Below are 22052 nucleotides of genomic sequence, written 5' to 3'. Positions count from 1 at the left end.
GCATTATCTGTACGTATAGTCGATAAGGGGGAATTTTACATGTTTCAGGCAATGACTGCATCAGCAACTCCAGCTGGCGGTGGAATTGTATCTTTGATTGTACCTTTGGTACTCATGGTTGCAATTTTTTACTTCTTGATGATTCGTCCACAGAACAAAAAACAGAAGCAACGTAATTCCATGTTAGGACAATTGAAAAAAGGCGATAAAATTGTTACAATCGGCGGTCTTCACGGAACGATTGCTGAAATCACGGATGATGTAGTTGTATTGCGTGTAAACGATGTTACTAAACTGACATTCGATCGTAATGCAATTAGCAGTGCAGTTGCACGTGAAACGGCTGAATAAATCATAGATGTTCAAAAAGCCTGTAAGGCTATGAGTACGTTTGCAGCGTATTTTTCACTATCAGAGAACTGGATCTCCATGGAGACCCGGTTCTCTTTTTCTTTTTCTCAAATAACCGTTACACCCCGTCTTCTATGATCTTCGTGTGTTGACTCCAAATATACCGCCTAGTGCAGAAATCAGAAATGCACTTGCAAGCTGCAGACTGTCTTTCCAATTGAACGAGGCGTCGAGTGCCAGAAACCCAATCAGCAATACAATCAGTCCGTAGACGATTCCGGTAATACCTCCGTGGTACCATCCTCGCTCACCTGACCTCTTGCCAGATACAAAGCCACCAACCAGCAAGGACAAGCCATGAACAACGTACGTATACAGGGAAAGATCCTGTTCCCGCATTCCGGTCATCCAGAGAAAGAAGGATAGAATCAGTGCGCCTAACATCATCCACACAAAAGCATGACAGAGGCCCGAAAGAATCGGGTTAGACATTCGAAATGAAACCATTCGGCGAATCAACTGCATGAAGCGACCCCCTTGTACAAGTTTGAAATTAATACAGTGTATGGTCAAGCCCTCTGACTTATGAACTGAATTTTCCATTAAATGAACGGATTATATTTGCATGAGCATGTGAGCTTCAGGCCAAAATAGGGATTACGCTTCAGGTACCTGTATAAAATTCAGATCCGAAGGAGGAACCCTGTTGTGAATTTCTCAGATGTCGGAGCACATATCTTTCGAACCATGCTCATGTACTTTATTGTCTATGGCTCAATTCGGATAATGGGTAAACGTGAGATCGGGAAGCTGTCCATGTTTGATCTTGTCGTATCCATCATGCTTGCAGAAATTGCGGCATTTGTCATTGAAGATATCAATAAACCGTTATTCCATGGTATTGTACCGATGCTGACGGTACTAGTAGTGCAGATTGCTATGGCATTTCTCAGTCTCAAAAGCCGCAAGCTTCGGTTAATGATTGATGGCAAGCCGACCGTGTTAATCTCCAAAGGGAAATTACATCGAGATGAAATGCGAAAGCAACGTTACAATCTGGATGATCTGCTTCTACAGCTTCGCGAACAAAATGTAGACAGCATTGGAGATGTGGAATTTGCTATATTGGAGACCACAGGCAAGCTAACTGTTTTTCCGAAAGGTCAGAGTTCTTCGAGCGGCAACAGCGGCTCATCAGGATCTGGTTCGACAGGATCTAATTCCAAACAAAAAGCGGGAAAAAACAAAATAGAAGGGTTTGAAAATATCAAATATGAAGGGCTGCCATTGCCATTGATCATGGATGGCAAAGTTCAGGATCAAAACCTTGAGCTGATCCAAAAAACCAGATTTTGGCTTAAAAATCAGATTCAGCACAAAGGTATTATGGACTTTAAAGACGTGTTTATCTGTTCCATCGATCATAACGGAAAAATTTATGTAAGTTCCAAAGATGATAAAGATAACTGACGTTTAAGAACGGCGTTTAAACCAGGAACCAATAAAGGGCGCACGGGAAAGATCATGAAAATCAATCATTTTGGTCCAGCCCATAACAATGAAATATACGATCAGACCAACAAGGGGCGCGAGAAGCATTCTGAGCCAAAATGGAAGCAAGGATGCAGTCTGTTCATAAATGACCAGAGTAGCGGCGCCCATGATGACCATACCAGTGCCTGTTTTGACCCAATCCATCATCTTGAAACGGAACTGTAACAGGCTGCGCACACTTCTTGCATGTAAAAGAGTAACGATCGTTGAATTCACACAAATGGCAATTACCGCTCCAAAAATACCGTATTCCGGCCGGGAGGCGAGTACCAAAATCAACGTAATTTTGATGACAGCACCAATAAATGTATTGAGTAGTGCCTTTCCTGGACGATCAAGTGCCTGAAGAGCAGCTTGAAGAGGAGCTTGAATGTAGATAAACAAAGCAAAAGGAGCCATGAGCTTAAGCATGCTTCCAATCGATGCATCATTATACAGAACAAGACACATCGGTTCGGCAAGCACATACATAAAAACAGAAAATGGAGCACCTGTTACGAGTGCTAGACGCAGAGCCTGATGCATCCGTTTATGTATGAGAGCACGGTCACCTTGCGCCGAGGCCTCAGACAATGAGGGGACAAGTGACGTGGCTAACGAGGAAGTTAAGGCTCCCGGCAGTAGAAGTAGCGGTATAATCATACCTTGTAATGCACCATACTGGGCCGTGGCGAGCCCTTTGGAGATACCTGCAATAGCTAGACTCTGTGCGGTTACAATCGTCTCAGCGAGATAGGAGAGGGAACCAACTAACCGCCCGGCAGTTACAGGTACGGAAATCGCGAGTAAACGACGAAGAAGTCCAGGTTCTGAGCCGGTTGAGTTTTTTGAAATAGCAGGTTTGGGTTCGATTGGAGATTCGAGTACGGGCAGATGTTGATCCATATATTTCTTCTGTCTGGCATAGTTCCACAATAATACGAGCATACCGATGAATTCACCAACAAGTGCTCCCAGCATGGCTCCTGCTGCAGCTTGGGCAATTCCTCGGGGCAAGAGGAGCCAGGAAAACCAGATCACACAGATAATACGAATGACCGTTTCTACGATTGATGAAACAGCCGTAGGCATCATGTTTTGCTTTCCCTGGAAATACCCTCTGTAGACTGCAGATACGGCGATGATGGCAATCATAGGGCTCATGCTGACAAACGTGTGATAGACTCTCTCATCGGTTAGAACATAACGGGTAACCCATGGAGCGAATATGATGCACAAAAACATAAACACAACGCCAAGGGTCAGTGTGAAGCTCAGGCTAATTTGCAGAATCCGTTGGGGTGAATAACGGTTGGCACCTGTATCCGCTTCGGCTACGAGTTTGGCTACGGCCAATGGAATACCGCCAGTGATCAATGTGACGAGTACGATGAAAAAGGGATAGCTCAGTTGGTAGATGCCAACACCTTCTGCACCGATAACTCGTGGCAGCACAATGCGCGGGATGAACCCGAGAATCCGATTAATAATGCCTGCGGCGAGCAGGATCATGGCTCCCTGGATAAAAGTTTGTTTCTTCAAGACTACCCCTCTTTCCCGGTTGGAGTACAGGTATTCATAAACGGGACAAAGCCGTCGTTCTTCATCCTATGCCAGTCCAATATCTTCTCATGACAACTTGGACACGATTAACAAAAAGATCCATCACCAGCAAGAAGGAATATGATCGGGTAAAGTCGAATGATGTAATATTGATGCCGCATAAAGGCTTGGATGTATGAAGGGAGGCTCCCCGTTGGAAGAAATGAATGATGTGGAGTTGGAACAGTCTATAGAGATGCTCTGCCGCAGCAAGGCAGAGGAATTAAGGCTTGTCGGTTACGAATATGTCACCAGCAAAGATGTCTGGAATTGCATCAGTCATAAATATGAAAAGCAGGGCATTCCACCGCTTCACCAACTGGTGAACGACATATTGTCACTGAAAGCAACAAGCTTTATGAACTTTATGACCGTGTCTGCATACCGGGGGTCCTCTTTCTAACGAAAGGGATCTTTTTTGTTGGAAATTGACTGCTTTTTACGGCATCGCTATAATAGGAATATTGAGAACGAAAGGGGATCTAGGAACGGCATGAAAAGAATCGTCAGTTTCATTTTGGTCGTGCTTGTGACCGCAGGAGTAATGTTGGGCACAAGTCCAGGGCTGCTCAAAAATATACGCTTGGGCCTTGATTTAAAAGGAGGCTACGAGATCTTATATGAAGCAGAGCCGCTGGAACAAGGACAACAAGTCACCAAAGCATCTTTGGTGCAAACAGCAAAAAGTCTGGAGAGCCGTGCCAATGCGCTCGGAACAAGCGAGCCGGAAGTAACAACTGAAGGAACGAATCGGATCCGCTTGAAGCTGGCCGGGGTTACCGACGAGGCTGAAGTCAGAGCGAAAATGAAAGAGCCGGCTGTCATGACCTTCCGCAGTAAAGCTGAGAATGACAAAGAAGGCGAATACACTAAAATCGAGCTTCGGGGAAATGAGTTCGTGGAGAATGGTGCCAAAGTGGTATTCAGCCAGTTGAACGCACCGATGATCGATATCCAGGTTAAAGACAAAGCCAAGTTTGCTGAAATCACCAAACGTTTGATTGGACAACCTTTGGCTATCTATCTGGATGATCAACTGCTATCCGCTCCAACCGTGCAGCAGCAGCTGAGTGATGGCTCTGCACAAATCACGGGTAACTACTCACGTGAGGAAGCCAATCAGCTTCGCGATACCATTAATTTGGGCGCTTTGCCGTTGAAACTGACAGAGAAGTACTCTCAAAGCGTTGGTGCAACGCTTGGTAAACTATCTCTGGACCAGACGATTAAAGCGGGATTAATTGGTTCCGTAATTATCCTGGTGTTCATGATTGGTCTGTACCGTATTCCGGGGATTATTGCGAGTTTTGCCCTAATTACACATACGTGGTTGGTACTTGCAATCTTCTATATGGGAGAATTCGTGCTTACCCTTCCGGGGATCGCGGCATTTATCCTGGGTATAGGGATGGCCGTGGATGCCAACATCATTACGTACGAGCGGATTAAGGAAGAAATGCGCAGTGGTAAGTCGATATTGTCTTCGGTTAAAGCAGGAGGTAAACATTCCTTCCGTACGATTATTGACTCTAACATTACAACCATCATTGCTGCAGCAGTTATGTTCTTCATGGGTACAGGTGCGGTTAAAGGTTTCGCACTGGTATTGATTTTTGACATCGTGACCAGCATTATCACGAATATTTTCTTCTCCCGCTTCCTGTTGACCCTGCTTGTGCGGGCTAACGTGTTGAAGAAGCCTAAGTACTTCGGAGTGAAGGAGAGTGAAATTCGTGCGCTTTAATTGGAATTTTGATTATATTAAAGGCAGTAAGATAGCCTATACCTTTTCCATCATTTTGACGATTGCAGGTATCATCAGCATTTTGGCTCTGGGATTGAATTATGCGGTAGATTTCCGTTCAGGTTCAAATGTTGATATTACGGTATCTAAAGCGATCACAACTGAACAAATTAAGCCCATCGTTAGTGATCTTGGTGTTGACACAAAAGATGTTCATATTACACCTGGTGCTGATCGGGTTAACGTTCGTTTCTCGAACGTACTGGATGAAAATCAGGAAAGCAAGTTTAAGCAAGAGTTCACCAAGCTGGATTCAACCGCTTCTTATGAAGTCAACACGGTTGACCCGGAGATGGCTAAAGAGCTTGAACGTAATGCCATATACGCGGTTCTTATCGCAAGTATCGGGATTATGATCTATGTAGCTATCCGATTTGAATGGCGGTTTGGTTTGGCTGCTGTAATTGCGCTCTTCCATGATGCATTTGTAGTTATTAGTGTGTTCTCGATCTTCCGACTGGAAGTGAATCTGACCTTCATTACGGCTGTACTGACCATTGTCGGATTCTCGATCAATGATACAATCGTTATCTTCGACCGGATTCGTGAGAATATGCGTTTTGCTAAAAAGACTTCGAAAGCCGATTTGCGTGAAGTAGTCAACCGCAGTTTGGCGCAAACGATGACACGTTCCCTGAATACAACATTCACCGTGTTTGTCGCTTCGCTCTGCTTGTTTATTTTTGGTGGAGAATCCATTCGCATGTTCTCACTTGCTATGGTCATCGGAACGTTGTTCGGTGCATATTCTTCGATCTACATCGCCGCTCCTTTGTGGCTGGCGCTCAAAGGTAAACAAACAGAGAAACCTAAAGCAGCTGTCAAAGCATCCAACTAAACATTGTATTGTCAAGCCGCGTCTGCTAGGCGCGGTTTTGCAACTTTAGGTAGAGTATTAAGGGGGGCATCGCCATGACCAGAGAACGTTTCCCTTCTGTTCACGCTGCCACGTGGAGCGGGATCGCCGGGAATTTGACACTTGCAGTAATCAAGGCTGGGTTCGGTTATATGGCAAACAGCAAATCGTTGCTTGCAGACGGCCTTCACTCTGCTTCAGAAGCTGCTTCTTCATTGTCCGGCCTCTTTCCCTCGAAGTCTGTACAAACAAAAAGAAAGGCTCGTAGGGAGCGGTCAAAGGAACATTCACGTATCGCGAGACCTGGAATTTCGGTATTATTATCTGTGCTCATCCTTATGGGAGGTTTGCAGATCGCCATCTCCGCTTTGAGTAGTCTGTCTGGAGATGAACCAGAATCGCTAGAGAAGTATACCCATGCACTTGTGGTAGCTTTTGCAGCATTGGCTGTGAAAGAAGCAATCTTTCAATATCAATACCGATATTTCCGTAAACGAAATCAATCGCAGGCTCTCGCTTATGCACAGCAACATCGTCGGGCACTTTACTGTTCACTTATCGTCTTAGTCGGTATTGTAGGTTCCATGACAGGAGAAACGATGGGGTGGAGTATTCTTCGATATATGGATCCCGCAGCTGCACTGATCGCTTCCTGTTTTGTGCTTCACAAAGGCTACAGAATGATTGTGGATACCGTATATGGTTCACTTGTTCAGGAACTGGAACAGGAAGAAGCACTTGACTTCAAAGAGACGGTGCAGCGTGTATATGGCATTATTACGATTGAACATCTGGTAGCACGTGAACAGGAACATGATGTTACGATTGAACTGGTCATTAGTGTGAACCCTAGAATTTCCGTGCTCGAGGCACAAGAGATTGCGAACCGGGCGAAGACACTTCTCTTAACTCGTTTCAGTCATGTGAAAGAAGTACAGATCCAGGCTGTACCTTATGATCCTGGATATCCTTATAAATCCAATCATGAACTGCCAGATCCTGAAGCGACATTAATTCAGTAATGAAGCTTGGTTCAGTAGATCAGGAAAGGAGCGTTATCATTGCTTTATTCGCAATACCGGTGGAACACACCGAATATCGATTTGGAGGCGGCTGCGGGACTCTCGCAGGCGCTTTCCGTTTCATCACTTGTTGGACGTTTGCTGGTCAGTCGGGGGGTTCATAATGAATCAGAGGCAGAACAATTTCTGCATCCTGATCTGAATCAGATGCATGATCCTTATCTGCTTCTAGGCATGAAAGAAGCTGTGCCCCGAATCCAGCAGGCTATTGAGCGTGAAGAACATATTTTAATATATGGGGACTACGATGCGGACGGAGTATCCAGTACATCTCTGATGATCCATCTGATGCGTTATCTCGGTGCTTCTTATGATATCTATATTCCTCATCGTTCCAATGAAGGCTACGGGTTACACAATCACGCCTTGGATTGGGCTCATCAACAAGGAGTCACGCTGGTGATTACGGTAGATACCGGAATCAGTGCGGTAGAGCAGATTGCTTATGCTGCAACACTGGGAATGGAAGTCATTGTGACGGATCATCATGAACCACCTGAAGTTTTGCCTGAGGCTTATACGCTCATTAATCCCAAGCTTCCGGACTGTCCTTACCCTTTTAAAGGGTTAGCTGGTGCGGGTGTAGCGCTGAAGCTGGCTCAGGCATTGATCGGAGAAGTGCCTGGAGAATGGATGGAAATTGCCGCTATTGGTACGGTTGCCGATTTGATGCCTTTGGAAGGCGAGAACCGGGTTATCGTCAGTTATGGTGTTGAGTCCATGCGAGGTACACGTCTGCCTGGTGTAAGTGCTCTGCTTGAAATTAGTGGTGTGGATCAAACTCAGGTCACCTCAATCAATATTGCCTTTGCAATGGCTCCGCGTATTAATGCAAGCGGACGTCTGGATCATGCCGGCCGAGCCGTATCGCTGCTTACAACCGAGGATCTGGATGAGGCACACACTCTGGCAGGCCAACTGGATTTGCTGAATCGTGAAAGGCAACAGGTTGTTGAGGGTATACTTCTGGAAGCGACAGCCCAGTTGGAGCAGAAAATCCAGCTTAATTCCGGAGCAGTGCCGGACGTCATCGTTTTGGCGGGAGAAGGCTGGAATGTTGGAGTTGTAGGTATCGTGGCTTCCAAGTTACTTGAACGGTATTATCGGCCAACGCTTATCCTGGGCATTGACCCGGAGAGCGGCGCTTGTAAAGGCTCAGCACGCTCCATAGAGGGGCTGGACATCTATGAGGCATTAACTGCTTGCAAACACACGATGGACCATTATGGTGGTCATCCAGCTGCAGCAGGAATGAGCCTTCATCGTGATCAACTTAAAGAGCTGGAAGCAGGATTGAATGAGTTTGCGGCATCCGTGCTGACAGAGGAGGACTTTGTGCCCCATCGTCTTGCAGATGACGAATGCAGAATCAGTGATGTACCATTGCAGGTCATTCAAGAGATCGATAGACTCCAGCCGTTTGGCATGAGTAATCCTTCTCCACGTTTTGTATTGCGCAATGTGACTGTAAAAGAAACACGAACGATGGGACGTGAAAAACGCCATCTAAAACTGGTTTTGGAGCAGGATGGTCAGCAATTGGAGACGGTCGCTTTTGGCAAGGGAGCTTTAGCTGAGTTTCTGCCTCCAGGCTCCATCATTGATGTTATGGGCGAGTTGTCCGTTAATGAGTGGAACGGGATGAGGAAACCACAATTAATGCTGCAGGACATCCAGGTTCCACATGCGCAAGTGTTTGATTTGCGAGGTAGTACGGAGCCTCTGAACGCGATGAAGCAGTTCTTGAGTTCGCTTGAAATACATCTACGATACAAGTCAGGCTCAATTGGTGCCATCGTTCGGAAAGAAACGAATGTTTCCGAGGGAAATTCATTGTATGAACCGTGCCTTTGGGTATATGATAGAAAGGTCGGTTTGTTTCCGTGCAATGCTGCCGCGCAGCATTATGGGCAGGAACAGGTCCGGACGTTATTTGTGTTTGATACGCCGGAAACCCCGGAACAACTTGATGCAATGCTGGCTTTATTCAGCGGAGCCGAGAATATCATCCTTCTGCACGGATCAGGCAACCGCCGAGATCGCCTTCAGATGCCCTCCAGAGAACTCTTCAAGCGTATTTATATGCTGGTGTCCAAATGGAGAGCTGAACCCGTGGAGGAACAAGAGATCACTCCTGTGCTCAGTCGTCAGTGTGGCTGCTCGCCGCGCATGATTACCATGATGTTGGATGTTTTTGAGGAGTTATCGTTCATTACCCGAGAAGCTGGAAAGATTGTGTTTGTGGATAACCCACCCAAGCGTGAGCTAACCGCTTCGCGTCGTTATCAGGCGCTGGAGAGCATGGCCGAGACAGAGCAGGTGATGCTGGATGCATCGACCCCTCAGCTGACACAATGGATGATATCCCGGATGAAGGGCGTATCTTAGATAGAAGTTGTGCTATTTATTTTAGGAGGAGATTATTTTGGATTTTAAAGATTATATTCGTGTCATTCCTGACTTTCCACAACCGGGAATCAGCTTCAAAGACATTACGACATTGTTGAAGGATGGAGAAATGTACCGCAAGGCGATCAATGAGCTGAAAGTAATGGTTTCGGATCTCAAAATTGACGTTATTGCCGGACCTGAAGCACGTGGATTCGTTGTGGGCGCTCCTCTGGCGTACGCTCTGGGTGTCGGTTTTGCTCCGATCCGTAAAAGCGGAAAATTGCCTGGAGAGACGATCGAAGTCGGTTATGATCTTGAATATGGCAAAGATACGCTTGCTATGCATACAGATGCGATCGAAAAAGGACAAAATGTCCTGATTGCGGATGATCTGCTGGCGACAGGCGGAACTATTGCTACCTCCATTAACCTGATTGAACAATTGGGTGGCAAGATTGTAGGTGCAGCATTCCTGATTGAGCTGTCTGATTTGAATGGACGTGCAAAATTGCCAGGAATTGATGTATTTACATTGATGAACTACTAGAATTCCGGCATTCATTGCTGTTAAATCACGTGAACTGGATCTCCCGTTTCCCGGGAAATAATATACAGCATTAACTATTTGCAAAAAAAAGCCTGTCTCTCAACCCGTAAAGGTTAGAGAGCAGGCTTTTTGCGTTGTACGATGTATAAAATGAAGAATGAATAAACATTGTTCGTTCAGACCGATCGGTAAGAAATCAATCCGGAGTTTTCTCGGTTAAAGGCTGTTTCTCCGTTTGATCATTCGACCAACCCAGTACTTCAAATAATTTAAACAACAAGCTCAGCAGAATTCCGACGATGGTTGCCAGAGCCATTCCCTTGAGATGAATACCATAAAACGTGATCTCAGTACCACTAAGTCCGATGACGAGTACAAGGGTAGTTAGCAACAGGTTGGTCGGTTTGGCAAAATCCACTTTCTGTTCGACCAGAATACGCAAACCGGATGCCGCAATAACTCCGAACAGAAGCAAAGATACACCACCCATAACCGGAACGGGAATGTTAGCTATAAGTGCCGAGAACGTACCTGAGAACGAAAGTACAATTGCGATAACGGCAGCGCCGCCAATAACATACGTCGAGTAAACCCGGGTCAGAGCCATAACACCAATATTTTCACCATAAGTTGTATTCGGTGTGGATCCTACAAAACCGGAAAGAATAGTTGAAACGCCGTTTCCGAGCAGGGAGCGATGCAGACCTGGGTCCTTGGACAGATCTTTGCCCACAATGCTGCTCGTTACAAGCAGATGTCCGATGTGCTCAACAATGACAACGAGTGCCACAGGCAAAATGGTGAATATGACAGACCAGTCAAATGTAGGTGTCGTTACGGTAGGCAGCGAGATAAAGTCAGCGTTCGCTATATTCTCGGTTTTTACCTCACCCATAAAGTATCCAAGCACGTAACCGGATACAATCCCGATTAGAATGTGAATGATCTTGGGGAACCCACGGAAGGTTACTGCACCAATAACAGTGATACCAAGAGTAACCATGGCTAAAATAATTGGTTTGGCTTGAGGTACCCAATCTGGGTTCTCAGCAGGGTTTGAATTGATCAGCCCAGCCATTCCGGCTGCTACAGGGACAAGCTCAAGACCGATTAGGGCAACAATGGCACCCATAACCGCTGGCGGGAAAACCACATTAATCCAGCCTGTTCCCGCATACTTGATGATGAGAGCTACAATGCAGAAAATAACTCCCGTTACGATGAACGCTCCAAGTGCCATGGAGTATCCGTTATCAGGGTGTGCGATTAACACAGAAGAAACAGGTGCGATAAAAGCAAAGCTTGACCCAAGATAGGCCGGAATCTTTCCTTTACACATGAGTATGTACAACAATGTTCCAATACCGTTCATAAGCAAGATCATACTTGGATCGACACCGAACAGGTTTGGCACGAGTACCGTACTGCCAAACATGGCGAACAAATGCTGGAGACTCAGCAGCGACCCTGAGCCAAGCGGCATTTTTTGATTAACCTGAATTTCACGTTGCAATGAATATTCATCTCCTTTTTTCCGAAACACAAATCTTCAATATAGTACAGAGTTTCTCTTCATTTAGCAATAACATTTTTCCACTAAGCATGGTGGAACCATTTTTATTTTGAGAATTGATCCTTCTATTTCGGCAAATAACGGTAATAATACATAGTAAATGAGGATGATTTCCGACCTTTGTTGAATATCTGGCAACATCTTTAAGGAATGACACATATCGTATAAAAAAATTGGATATGTGCTCTTATTCGTCAGTAGTTGACGGGAAACGGGCGAAGCGTCATAATTATAGGAAATTACTTTTACGGGGAACCTGTGTTGATATTATGTCACGGGTTCCATTTTGTATAGAAAGGACACGGAACAGATCAGAATGGGCATAGAGCAATTACTCGAGAAGGCCGGGGCATATATCAAAGAACCCGATCTGGTGCGCATACGTGAAGCTTACGAATTTGCTGATCAGGCCCACCATGGACAGACGCGAAAATCGGGAGAACCGTATATTCTGCATCCGCTTGCGGTTGCCGATATTGTTGTAAACATGCAGATGGACACCATCTCCATAATTGCAGCGCTTCTTCATGATGTAGTAGAGGATACTACGGTTTCACTTGAAGAAATCCGCAATCATTTCGGCAATACGTGTGCCATGCTTGTTGACGGCTTGACGAAGCTGGAACGTATTCAGTTTCGCTCCAAGGAAGAACAGCAGAACGAGAACTACCGCAAAATGTTCATCGCCATGGCGCAGGACATCCGTGTCATCGTGATCAAATTGGCTGACCGTCTGCATAATATGCGGACACTCAAGTTTCAGTCGGAAGAAAGCCAGCGCCGGATTTCATATGAAACGTTGGAGATTTTCTGTCCGATTGCGAACCGTCTGGGTATCTCTGCGATCAAATGGGAAATGGAGGACATAGCCCTCCGTTATTTGAATCCGCAGCAATATTATCGTATTGCAAACCTGATGCACAAAAAGCGTGCGGAACGTGAGCAATATATTGATACGGTTATGGACGGTATTACGAGCAAGCTGGATGAGATGGGAATTCAGGCAGATCTGTCGGGTCGTCCTAAGCACATCTACAGCGTGTTCAAAAAAATGACAACGAAAAACAAACAGTTTAACGAGATTTATGATCTGCTTGCGATTCGTATTATTGTGGATAACATCAAGGATTGTTATGCTACCCTCGGAATTATACACACGTTATGGAAACCGATGCCTGGACGTTTCAAGGACTATATCGCGATGCCAAAGGCGAACATGTATCAATCGCTGCATACCACGGTCGTAGGTCCGAATGGGGAACCGACTGAAGTCCAAATCCGGACTTGGGATATGCACCGCACCGCTGAATTCGGTATTGCTGCCCACTGGGCCTACAAGGAAGGGGCTGCGAACGGAAACGGAAATAATTTTGAAGATAAAATTACGTTTTTCCGCGAGATTCTTGAACTTCAAAATGAAGCGCAGGATGCGTCTGAATTTGTAGAATCGCTTAAAATGGATTTCTTCTCGGATCTGGTGTTTGTATTCACGCCAAAAGGTGAAGTTATCGAATTGCCTACTGGATCTGTTCCATTGGATTTTGCATATAGAATCCATACAGAGGTGGGTAATCGGACGATTGGTGCCAAAGTAAATGGTCGTATCGTTCCACTCGATTATCATCTTAAGACAGGCGATATCATTGAAATTTTGACGTCCAAACATTCTTACGGACCGAGCCAGGACTGGCTTAAAATTGCTAAATCCTCTCACGCACGAGCGAAGATCAAGCAATGGTTCAAGAAGGAACGGCGGGAAGAAAACGTTGAAAAAGGACGCGACAGTTGTGAACGTGAACTCAAGCGCATGGGACTTGATCCATCTGCTTGGATGACGGACGATAAGTTGCAGGAAGCAGCCAAAAAGTATGCCTTCAATGATATTGAGGATATGCTCGCAGCTGTTGGATTCGGTGGTATTACGGCTGCACAGATCGTGACCAAAGCAACGGAGAAACTTCGCAAGGAGCAGGAAGAATCCAGCTTGCTTGAGCTGAACTCCGAAATGCGTGAGCTGAAGCCTGCACCTGAACGCAAAAACCGTCCGACGAATGGCATCCGTGTCAAAGGTATAGACAATTTGCTTGTACGTTTTGCGCGCTGCTGTAACCCTGTACCAGGGGATGCTATTATCGGGTATGTTACACGTGGACGTGGGGTTTCGGTGCATCGAACGGACTGTCCAAATATCCCGTCCAGTACGGATGGGGAAGAAGCAGCTCGCGTCATTGAAGTCGAGTGGGAAGAGAATATTGAAGCCAACTACAGTGTGGATATTGAGATTACGGGCCATGATCGCAACGGCTTGCTCAATGAAGTGCTTCAGGCTGTTTCGGAAAGTAAAACCAATATATCTGCCGTCACCGGACGTACAGATAAAAATAAATTAGCATTGGTGCATGTCACAATTCTGATTCGTAATACGGAGCATCTGCATTCGGTTGTGGAACGGATCAAACGAGTGAAAGATGTCTATTCTGTGCATCGAATTATGCAGTAAGGAGCCTGTAAGATGAGGGTGCTTGTACAACGCTGTAAAGAGGCTCAGGTGACCGTTGGAGAAGAACTGACGGGAAGAATTGAAGCCGGATTGATGTTGCTCGTGGGAATTACACATGAGGACACGGAGAAGGATGCCATATATTTGGCAGACAAAATCGCTGGACTTCGTATCTTTGAAGATGAGCAGGAAAAGATGAATCTCAGTCTGATTGATGTGGGCGGGGCTGTATTATCTGTATCACAATTTACATTGTACGGAGATTGTCGCAAAGGAAAACGCCCAAGCTTTGCAGCTGCAGCCAGACCTGAAGCGGCAGAATTGTTGTATGAAACGTTTAATCAGCTGTTACGTGATAAAGGAATTCAGGTGGAAACCGGGCGTTTCGGAGCGATGATGGATGTGACTTTCACGAATTGGGGACCGGTGACTTTAATGCTCGAAAGCCCTATTCGTCAAGAAACGCATGCATAATTGGTTGGGGAACAGGCCATAATGAGGGATAATTCGGTTCATTAACATAAGATGATCAAAGGAGTATCCCACCCATTATGCGCCAATCCGTCAAGGAAACACGTTCCCGAATAGAACCTTTGCTTCTGCCTGGAAACCTGTATGAGTCCCTTAAGCTTGCCCGCGCTGCTGCCGAGTGTACAACAACGGTTTGGGCCCTTCAGGATTCGGACAAAGGGGAGCAGAGCCGTCTTCCGCGTGACTGAGTGCTGACCATTTGGAATGAATGAAAAGTCTTGATTCGATCATCGAATCAGGGCTTTTTTTGTTATGGAACTTAACTGTAGCTGAATCAGATGGTCTGATCAAAGTCAAAATAATACAGGCTCGTCATGTTATAAACGGCTCTGGTTAGGGTAATAACAGAACGAGGCACGATGGCGTGCCAGGTTCAGTATTTATTACGGGCAATGAACAAGAAATGTACACCAACAATTTCTGCGAATACCCGATTTCAAGAAATTTCGAACACGGAAAGGAGAACATACGTTATGAGTAAAGTTGCTTTTTTATTGGCGAATGATTTTGAAGATTCGGAAATGCAGGTTCCATATGATGAGGTGAAAAAAGCCGGACACGACGTGGAAATTATCGGCTTGAAAGCAGGAGAGACGCTGAAAGGTAAAGGTGGTAAAGCCTCCTATACTTCGGACAAAGCGATCGCTGAGGTCTCGGCTTCGGATTACGACGCAGTTGTCATTCCTGGTGGATCTTCTCCTGAAAATTTGCGTACAGACGCACATATCCTGAAATTCGTAACGGAGATCAACAGTTCGAAGAAACCTATCGCGGCGATCTGCCACGGTCCGCAAATTCTGGCAAGTGCGAATCTGTTGAAAGGCCGTACGATTACAGCCTATCCTCCGCTCAAAGATGATATGGTGAACGCTGGGGCAGAATTCAAGGATCATGAAGCTGTTGTAGATGGAAATTATATTACATCCCGTACGCCTGCCGATGAACCGGCATTTGTCCGCGAGTTGTTAAAAGTCATTTAATGACTTGGGGCGGACCGTACGATAATGTGATTACTGATTAAAATGAAGATTGAAGCTCAAAGCTTCTGAGTTTTCGTTACACCAATGCATTTATTCCGATAAAGGAGGGTTTGACATGACAAAACATATTCAGGCGTATTTTCGGACCGAGGACGAGGCAGAGGGGGCAAGAACCTCACTTCAGACGTTCCGTACAGAGCATTTGGAGGTAGGGCAACTGGATAGCGCGGTTGGCAGAGACAAACGGATTATGGTACCTCTGGTGCCTTATAACACAGCGGGTGGCGTAGGAACCAATGGAGCCATGGGAGTGGGTGCAGCACCTGGGGTTCCCGCCAGCGAAAATGTAATCCCGGTCGTCAGCAATGTGGATCGTGATACGGAGCGAGGTTCACGAGATAATGTCAATGAGGATGGCGATCTGTTGAATGCTGCGGATGTGTCCTCGGCTGACTATGACGATCTGCATTATGTTTTGTCTGCCAAAGTAAGGGATGAGGATTATGAGGAAATCGTTCATAAACTTCGTTCCAACCAAGCTTATGTGGAAGAATTGAATTAATATGTAGTATGAAGCCCTTGCAGGGTCTGACTTCCATGTCAGGGCCATCTGCAGGGGCTTTTATAAAGGAGAAAACAACAAATTATAAAGCGCTATCATTTTTGTAATATTACTGTAATATTAGTTACATAAGCCTTTAACATAGCCCGTTTATAATAACACACATGACCCCCTTTTTTTATATATCCTTTGAGCCTGCACACCGTGTGCAGGTTTTTTTTTTGAAATGAGAATTTATATGTTTTGGGCGAAGCTTACCCCTTATTTAAATTTTTTGCTAGAATAGAGAAATGGGTTAATGTATTTTGAAGCGCATTGTTTTCATAGTTGGGCTATATTGGACGGTAAATCAAGCTTCCAGCGATTGGGCTCAGGCAAATCCAATCCTATGATCGAGAGTATGAGGAATTCATCGCCAGAGTGATCGTTATATTCTAGATGAACATATACTCGCTGAAACGGCCCCGCCCTTATATAAGGGCGGCAACCGTTTCTGCTTGATGCTAGAAATTGTAAGTTATATAGAATGCCTCGTTTGAGAAATGACACCTATAATGCTAAAGCAACAGTGTTCTCATGCGAATGGCTAGTGACAGATTTAAGGGGGAATTAGTTTTGAGTAAGGTTGGAAGAAATGATTTATGCCCGTGCGGAAGCGGGAAAAAATATAAGAAATGCTGTTTGGGCAAGGAGCCTTCTGCGGTAGAATCCATACTGGGGCTGATATCAACGGAGCAGCATGTCCAGGAAGTCTCGATTCAGCCTGAGAGCAAACTGACCTTGACCAAACTGAAAAAGATGGTGGAGCGCGAACTGAAATGGGAGCATCAGGCTCACGAACAGCTGGCCCTGCAGCTTATTGAGAACATGAGGAACCATTACGAGCGGGAGCTGATATTGGAAGCTCTGTTGCTATGGAATGGCTATTCCCGTCAGACCCGCCCTACTGTGAAGAAGACAGGCTCGTTCTTTGCTGCAATCGAGTACTTGCTGTCTGAGGAATACGGCTTCAATGTTTCGAAGGCTGAGCTGTCAGATAAATATGAGGTAACGACATCAACGATCTCCCGAAAGGTTAAGGAGATGTTCGAATACATCGAAGAATACGGCATGGGTGGCGAAACGGACGAGCTGATGATTCTGAACAGCCCAGGTACATCGAAGGACAAAGCGCAGGCTCTGCTACATAAGGCGATGGAAGCCAGTTCTTCCAAACGCAGAATACAGCTGGCGAAAACGGCCCTGGAGATGTATTCTGACAGCTCTGATGCGTATCGTATTCTGGCTGAGGAATCGGACAATGAGTCTGATGCACGAGCTTACCTCAAGGCCGGAATCGCTGCTGGCGAACGCGAATTGGGCGAACTGTTTTTTGAGAAGAACAAGGGGGACTTCTGGGCGCTTCATGAGACTCGTCCATATATCCGGATATGCAAAAGCTACGCCGAATCCTGCTGGTTTGGTGGAGATACCAACGAAGCGGCACAAATCCTGGAGCATATTTTGGAGCTTAATACGGAAGACAATACCGGAGCGCGTTACCTGCTCGCTGCTGTGTATTTGTACAGCAACCAATTGGAGCAGGCAGAGCAACTGATGGAGAAGTATGGGAAAGGTGACGCTGCAGCCGCCTTTGCCTATGACCAGATCATTCTGGAGTATAAGAAGAACGGAATCACCTCCCAGCTCAAAATGCTGTACCGTGTGGCCCGGGGTGTGAACAACCATGTGCCTGATTATCTGCTGGGTTTGAAGCAGCTGCCGTATAACCTCCCTGATTTTGTCGGAATGGGCAATTCCGACGAAGCGATTGAATATGTCATTATGCACTCCCGTCTATGGGCGAATGTGCCGGATCTGCTGAAGTGGATGCTGAAACAATAGAGATATAAGAAGGCAATAGAAGTTGGAATTCATTTGATGAGTCCAGCTTCTATTAGCCTTGATTTCTGTGGACTTAGCATCCCGTACGACGTGTGAGAATTTTTTTCTAGTGCTATCTTTTTGTGTTAGCCCTTGACTTTAGCACTGCGGTTCATTACAATCAGAAAATAAATTAACTTTAAACGTTATATAATAACTTTAAACGATATAACTTGATGATTTGATGACGGGACCAAGTACTCCGTGCCCACATGAACAGAGAAGAATCCCTTGGCTGTAAGGATTCTCTTGATGAGCGGACGAATGACTTCCCCGAGAACAGACAGCGAACACATTAGATTTACATCTGATGGCTATTAGCTGGCCTGCGCAGGGCGTGCGTTATACGTAGAGCGGAATGATCTGTTTGATCGGATTGCCTGGAGCAACCTTAGATCATTACATGATCACCTGAACGGCGAAAGTGTCAGGGATTCCGGAATGTGGGTGGTACCACGGGTGAATGTGTAAACACAATCCCTCGTCCCTTTGTTTGCTGTGTATACAGTGACAGGGCGAGGGATTTTTTTGTTATACAGAGAAAAATAGATGCTGGAGGGATGAAAGATGGCTTTTCAAAAACCGACTGGAACGCAAGACTTGCTGCCTGGTGTTGTGGAAAAGTGGCAGTTCGTAGAGGAAAAAGCGCGTGATCTGTGTCGCCGTTATAATTACCGCGAGATTCGCACACCGATCTTCGAACAGACTTCTTTATTTGTACGTGGCGTTGGGGAAACAACCGATATTGTTGAAAAAGAAATGTACACCTTCAATGATAAAGGGGACCGCAGCATGACCCTTCGTCCGGAGGGGACAGCGGGTGTTGTCCGCGCTTATGTGGAAAATAAAATTTATGGCGAACCGGATGTGAGCAAGCTCTATTACATCGGTCCGATGTTCCGTTATGAACGTCCGCAAGCAGGTCGCCAGCGTCAGTTCCACCAGTTCGGTGTAGAAGCTATCGGAGCCCTTGATCCAGCGATTGATGCTGAAGTCATTGCGCTTGGGTATCAACTGTGTGTAGAACTGGGATTGAAAGATGTCAAAGTGGAGATCAACTCGGTGGGTAACCCAACTAGCCGTGCAGAATACCGCGAAAAATTGCTTGGATTCCTCAGACCGATGAAGGATAGCCTGTGCAAGGACTGCCAATCCCGGATGGAACGTAATCCATTGCGTGTGCTCGACTGCAAAGTTGATCAGGACAAATTCGTAGGGGCACCGTCCATACTGGATAGCCTGGATGAAGAATCATTGAACCACTTCGCCAAGCTGAAAGAGTATCTGGATGATTTCGGCGTAGATTATGCGGTGAACAATCGTCTGGTACGCGGATTGGATTACTACACATTGACTGCTTTTGAACTGAAAGCTCAAGGCATTGGCGCAATTGATACAGTCGGCGGTGGCGGCAGATACAACGGTCTCGTTGGAGATATCGGTGGACCGGATCAGCCTGGTATTGGTTTCGGTATTGGTCTGGAGCGTATTCAACTGATTCTGGAACACCAGAATATTGATGTTAGTTCCCTTGCTCCACTGGATGTATATTTTGTTGCTCTCGGTGAAGCTGCCGATCGTGAAGTCAACCGTCAGCTGTTTAAGCTTCGTCAATCGGGTCTGTCCGGCGAACGCGACTATCTCGGTCGCAAGATGAAAGCTCAGATGAAATCTGCTGACCGATTCAAAGCCCGTTACACTGCCATTCTGGGTGATGATGAGCTGGAACGCGGGGAAATTGCCCTGAAGTCCATGGATACAGGTGAACAACAAACGGTGAAGCTGGATGATCTGGTATCTGCTATACGCGGAAGTAAATAAGCACGAGTTTGAAACTGTAAAATAGCAACAATTGATCCGGCAAAATTACGGAGGTTCACCAATGTTTCCGATTAATCGGAAGTTGGAGAGCCAGAGGTAATAACATGCCATTTGAATAAAATCGTCTTCACGCAACCGCACTGTTGAATAGCGGGCTCTGCCCGCCCATACAGAACGGAAATTCACATAAGAGGAGTTTGGTTATGAAAAGAAGTCATCATTGCGGCGCATTAACACCCGCACACATCGGTGAGACCGTAACATTGAACGGCTGGGTACAGACCCGCCGTGACCTGGGGGGCGTACTGTTTATCGATCTGCGTGACCGCAGCGGAATTGTACAAGTTGTTTTCAACCCGGCTTACTCTGGCGAAGCATTGCAAATCGCTGACAGAGTGCGGAGCGAGTACGTTATCGCAGTAACTGGTAAAGTGGTTAAACGTGACGAAGAGACCGTAAACAAAAACTTGCCTACAGGCGAAATCGAAGTGCAAATTACCGAGATTGAAGTACTGAACGCGGCAAAAACTCCTCCATTCTTCATCGAAGATGGTGTGGAAGTCGACGAGTCCCTTCGTTTGAAATATCGTTACCTGGACTTGCGTCGTCCGGAAATGTTTGAAACATTGAAATTGCGTTCCAAAGCATCCAAAGTGTTCCGTGATTATCTGGATGGAGAAGAATTCGTTGAAGTAGAAACACCAATCCTGACCAAGAGCTCCCCGGAAGGTGCACGTGATTATCTCGTACCAAGCCGTGTGCATGAAGGTGAATTCTTCGCCCTGCCGCAATCACCGCAAATTTACAAACAATTGCTGATGGTCGGCGGACTTGAGCGTTACTATCAGATCGCTCGTTGTTTCCGTGATGAAGATTTGCGTGCGGACCGTCAACCGGAATTCACCCAAGTCGACATCGAGACTTCCTTCCTGCAACAGGATGACCTGCTGCCAATGATGGAAGAACTGATGGCCAAATTGCTGCGTGAAACGAAAGGTATTGAGCTGGAACTGCCTTTCCAACGGATTACGTATGCAGATGCTATGGGCAAATACGGTTCAGACAAACCGGATCTGCGCTTTGGTATGGAACTGGTTGAAATGAACGATATCGTAGCGAACAGTGGTGTGAAAGTATTTGCTTCTGTCATTGAAAAAGGTGGAGAAGTGAAAGTATTGAACGCCAAAGGCTGTGGTACATGGAGCCGTAAAGAAATCGATGACCTCGGACCATTCGCAGCGCGTTACGGTGCAAAAGGATTGGCATGGATTCAAGTCAAAGATGGCGAGTTCAAAGGGCCAATCGTGAAGTTCTTTACGCCAGAAGAGATCGAAGCAGTCAAAGAACGTACTGGCGCTGAAGAAGGCGACTTGTTGCTCTTCTCTGCTGACACCAAAAAAGTGGTTGCAGATGTACTGGGCGCACTTCGTCTGAAAATCGGTCGTCAACTGGGCCTGATTGATGACAGCAAATTCAAATTTGCATGGGTTGTGGACTTCCCATTGCTTGGGTACGATGAAGATGCCAAACGTTATGTAGCAGAACACCATCCGTTCACACGTCCTAAAGACGAAGATGTGCATCTTTTTGACACAGATCCAGGTGCAATTCGCGCTCAAGCCTATGACCTTGTTCTGAATGGTTATGAAGTGGGCGGCGGTTCGATGCGTATCTACAAACGTGATGTTCAAGAAAAAATGTTCGCTGCTCTGGGACTTTCTCCGGAAGTGGCCAACGAGAAATTCGGATATCTGCTCGAAGCATTTGAATATGGAACGCCACCACACGGCGGAATCGCTTTTGGTCTCGACCGTCTGGTGATGCTGCTGGCAGGTCGCACGAATCTGCGTGAAACGATTGCCTTCCCGAAAACGGCAAGTGCAACGGATCTGCTCATGAATGCACCTTCTGAAGTGGATAACTCCCAATTGGAACAACTTCACATCCGCGTAGCCCGTAAACCGGTGGCGGAAAAGAAATAAAGGAGGCATCGATT

The 22052-nt window shown here is 46.1% G+C and carries 19 protein-coding genes; 16 read left to right on the top strand and 3 right to left on the bottom strand.

Annotated features, from left to right (window positions below):
* The first annotated feature begins 39 nt into the window (after window positions 1–39).
* Window positions 40–351: a preprotein translocase subunit YajC gene (gene yajC, locus AC4PM4_RS14915; RefSeq protein ID WP_072734772.1), complete on the top strand. Its 312-nt coding sequence runs from the start codon at window positions 40–42 to the stop codon at window positions 349–351.
* 132 nt (window positions 352–483) lie between these two features.
* On the opposite strand, the gene AC4PM4_RS14910 is transcribed toward yajC, so the two are convergent.
* Entirely contained in the window at window positions 484–876 is a 393-nt protein-coding gene (locus AC4PM4_RS14910) for a TIGR04086 family membrane protein (RefSeq protein WP_053779103.1), read from the bottom strand.
* Between the two features lie 222 nt (window positions 877–1098).
* Here AC4PM4_RS14910 and AC4PM4_RS14905 point away from each other — a divergent pair, with 222 nt between their 5' ends.
* A complete protein-coding gene (locus tag AC4PM4_RS14905) occupies window positions 1099–1821 on the top strand; it encodes a YetF domain-containing protein (protein ID WP_072734816.1) in 723 nt (240 codons plus the stop codon).
* A 3-nt stretch (window positions 1822–1824) separates the two neighbouring features.
* Here AC4PM4_RS14905 and spoVB read toward each other — a convergent pair whose 3' ends face one another.
* Window positions 1825–3426, bottom strand: coding sequence for a stage V sporulation protein B (gene spoVB / locus AC4PM4_RS14900; RefSeq protein ID WP_063567707.1), 1602 nt, complete (start codon window positions 3424–3426; stop codon window positions 1825–1827).
* A 223-nt stretch (window positions 3427–3649) separates the two neighbouring features.
* Here spoVB and AC4PM4_RS14895 point away from each other — a divergent pair, with 223 nt between their 5' ends.
* The 6 genes from AC4PM4_RS14895 to AC4PM4_RS14870 all read left to right on the top strand — a co-directional run bounded on the left by AC4PM4_RS14895 (window position 3650) and on the right by AC4PM4_RS14870 (window position 10166).
* Window positions 3650–3889, top strand: coding sequence for a post-transcriptional regulator (locus AC4PM4_RS14895; protein WP_175383441.1), 240 nt, complete (start codon window positions 3650–3652; stop codon window positions 3887–3889).
* Between the two features lie 90 nt (window positions 3890–3979).
* Window positions 3980–5230, top strand: a complete 1251-nt coding sequence (gene secD / locus AC4PM4_RS14890; RefSeq protein WP_072734771.1) for a protein translocase subunit SecD — start codon at window positions 3980–3982, stop codon at window positions 5228–5230.
* The gene (secF, locus tag AC4PM4_RS14885) at window positions 5220–6128 is read left to right on the top strand and encodes a protein translocase subunit SecF (protein ID WP_064635842.1); all 909 of its coding nucleotides are present in this window, start codon (window positions 5220–5222) and stop codon (window positions 6126–6128) included. Before secD ends, secF begins: the two co-directional genes overlap by 11 nt.
* 74 nt (window positions 6129–6202) lie before the next feature.
* Window positions 6203–7168 carry a cation diffusion facilitator family transporter gene (locus tag AC4PM4_RS14880; RefSeq protein WP_063567708.1) on the top strand — a complete coding sequence of 322 codons (966 nt, stop codon included), beginning with the start codon at window positions 6203–6205 and terminating at the stop codon, window positions 7166–7168.
* Between the two features lie 39 nt (window positions 7169–7207).
* Entirely contained in the window at window positions 7208–9616 is a 2409-nt protein-coding gene (gene recJ, locus AC4PM4_RS14875) for a single-stranded-DNA-specific exonuclease RecJ (RefSeq protein ID WP_072734770.1), read from the top strand.
* Between the two features lie 37 nt (window positions 9617–9653).
* A complete protein-coding gene (locus tag AC4PM4_RS14870; protein WP_024633046.1) occupies window positions 9654–10166 on the top strand; it encodes an adenine phosphoribosyltransferase in 513 nt (170 codons plus the stop codon).
* A gap of 196 nt (window positions 10167–10362) precedes the next feature.
* On the opposite strand, the gene uraA is transcribed toward AC4PM4_RS14870, so the two are convergent.
* Complete coding sequence (gene uraA / locus AC4PM4_RS14865; RefSeq protein ID WP_063567710.1) at window positions 10363–11679, bottom strand: uracil permease; 1317 nt, start codon at window positions 11677–11679, stop codon at window positions 10363–10365.
* Between the two features lie 376 nt (window positions 11680–12055).
* On the opposite strand from uraA, the gene AC4PM4_RS14860 reads away from it, so the two are divergent.
* From AC4PM4_RS14860 to aspS, 8 genes are all read left to right on the top strand, one after another.
* Window positions 12056–14239: a RelA/SpoT family protein gene (locus AC4PM4_RS14860; protein ID WP_063567711.1), complete on the top strand. Its 2184-nt coding sequence runs from the start codon at window positions 12056–12058 to the stop codon at window positions 14237–14239.
* Between the two features lie 12 nt (window positions 14240–14251).
* A complete protein-coding gene (gene dtd, locus AC4PM4_RS14855; protein WP_491613944.1) occupies window positions 14252–14713 on the top strand; it encodes a D-aminoacyl-tRNA deacylase in 462 nt (153 codons plus the stop codon).
* A gap of 77 nt (window positions 14714–14790) precedes the next feature.
* Complete coding sequence (locus AC4PM4_RS14850) at window positions 14791–14958, top strand: hypothetical protein (RefSeq protein WP_157258400.1); 168 nt, start codon at window positions 14791–14793, stop codon at window positions 14956–14958.
* 285 nt (window positions 14959–15243) lie between these two features.
* Window positions 15244–15750 carry a type 1 glutamine amidotransferase domain-containing protein gene (locus AC4PM4_RS14845; protein WP_491613943.1) on the top strand — a complete coding sequence of 169 codons (507 nt, stop codon included), beginning with the start codon at window positions 15244–15246 and terminating at the stop codon, window positions 15748–15750.
* A gap of 115 nt (window positions 15751–15865) precedes the next feature.
* Complete coding sequence (locus AC4PM4_RS14840; protein WP_090953838.1) at window positions 15866–16312, top strand: hypothetical protein; 447 nt, start codon at window positions 15866–15868, stop codon at window positions 16310–16312.
* 615 nt (window positions 16313–16927) lie between these two features.
* Window positions 16928–18196, top strand: coding sequence for an SEC-C metal-binding domain-containing protein (locus AC4PM4_RS14835; RefSeq protein WP_491613942.1), 1269 nt, complete (start codon window positions 16928–16930; stop codon window positions 18194–18196).
* A 606-nt stretch (window positions 18197–18802) separates the two neighbouring features.
* Window positions 18803–20056 carry a histidine--tRNA ligase gene (gene hisS, locus AC4PM4_RS14830; protein ID WP_072734765.1) on the top strand — a complete coding sequence of 418 codons (1254 nt, stop codon included), beginning with the start codon at window positions 18803–18805 and terminating at the stop codon, window positions 20054–20056.
* Between the two features lie 203 nt (window positions 20057–20259).
* Window positions 20260–22038 (top strand): aspartate--tRNA ligase, encoded by a 1779-nt coding sequence (gene aspS / locus AC4PM4_RS14825; RefSeq protein WP_063567716.1) that lies wholly within the window; start codon window positions 20260–20262, stop codon window positions 22036–22038.
* Window positions 22039–22052: the final 14 nt, after the last annotated feature.

It is taken from the genome of Paenibacillus sp. MDV22-iso6, assembly GCF_058408365.1.
This window is presented reverse-complemented; position numbering and strand designations above follow the sequence as displayed.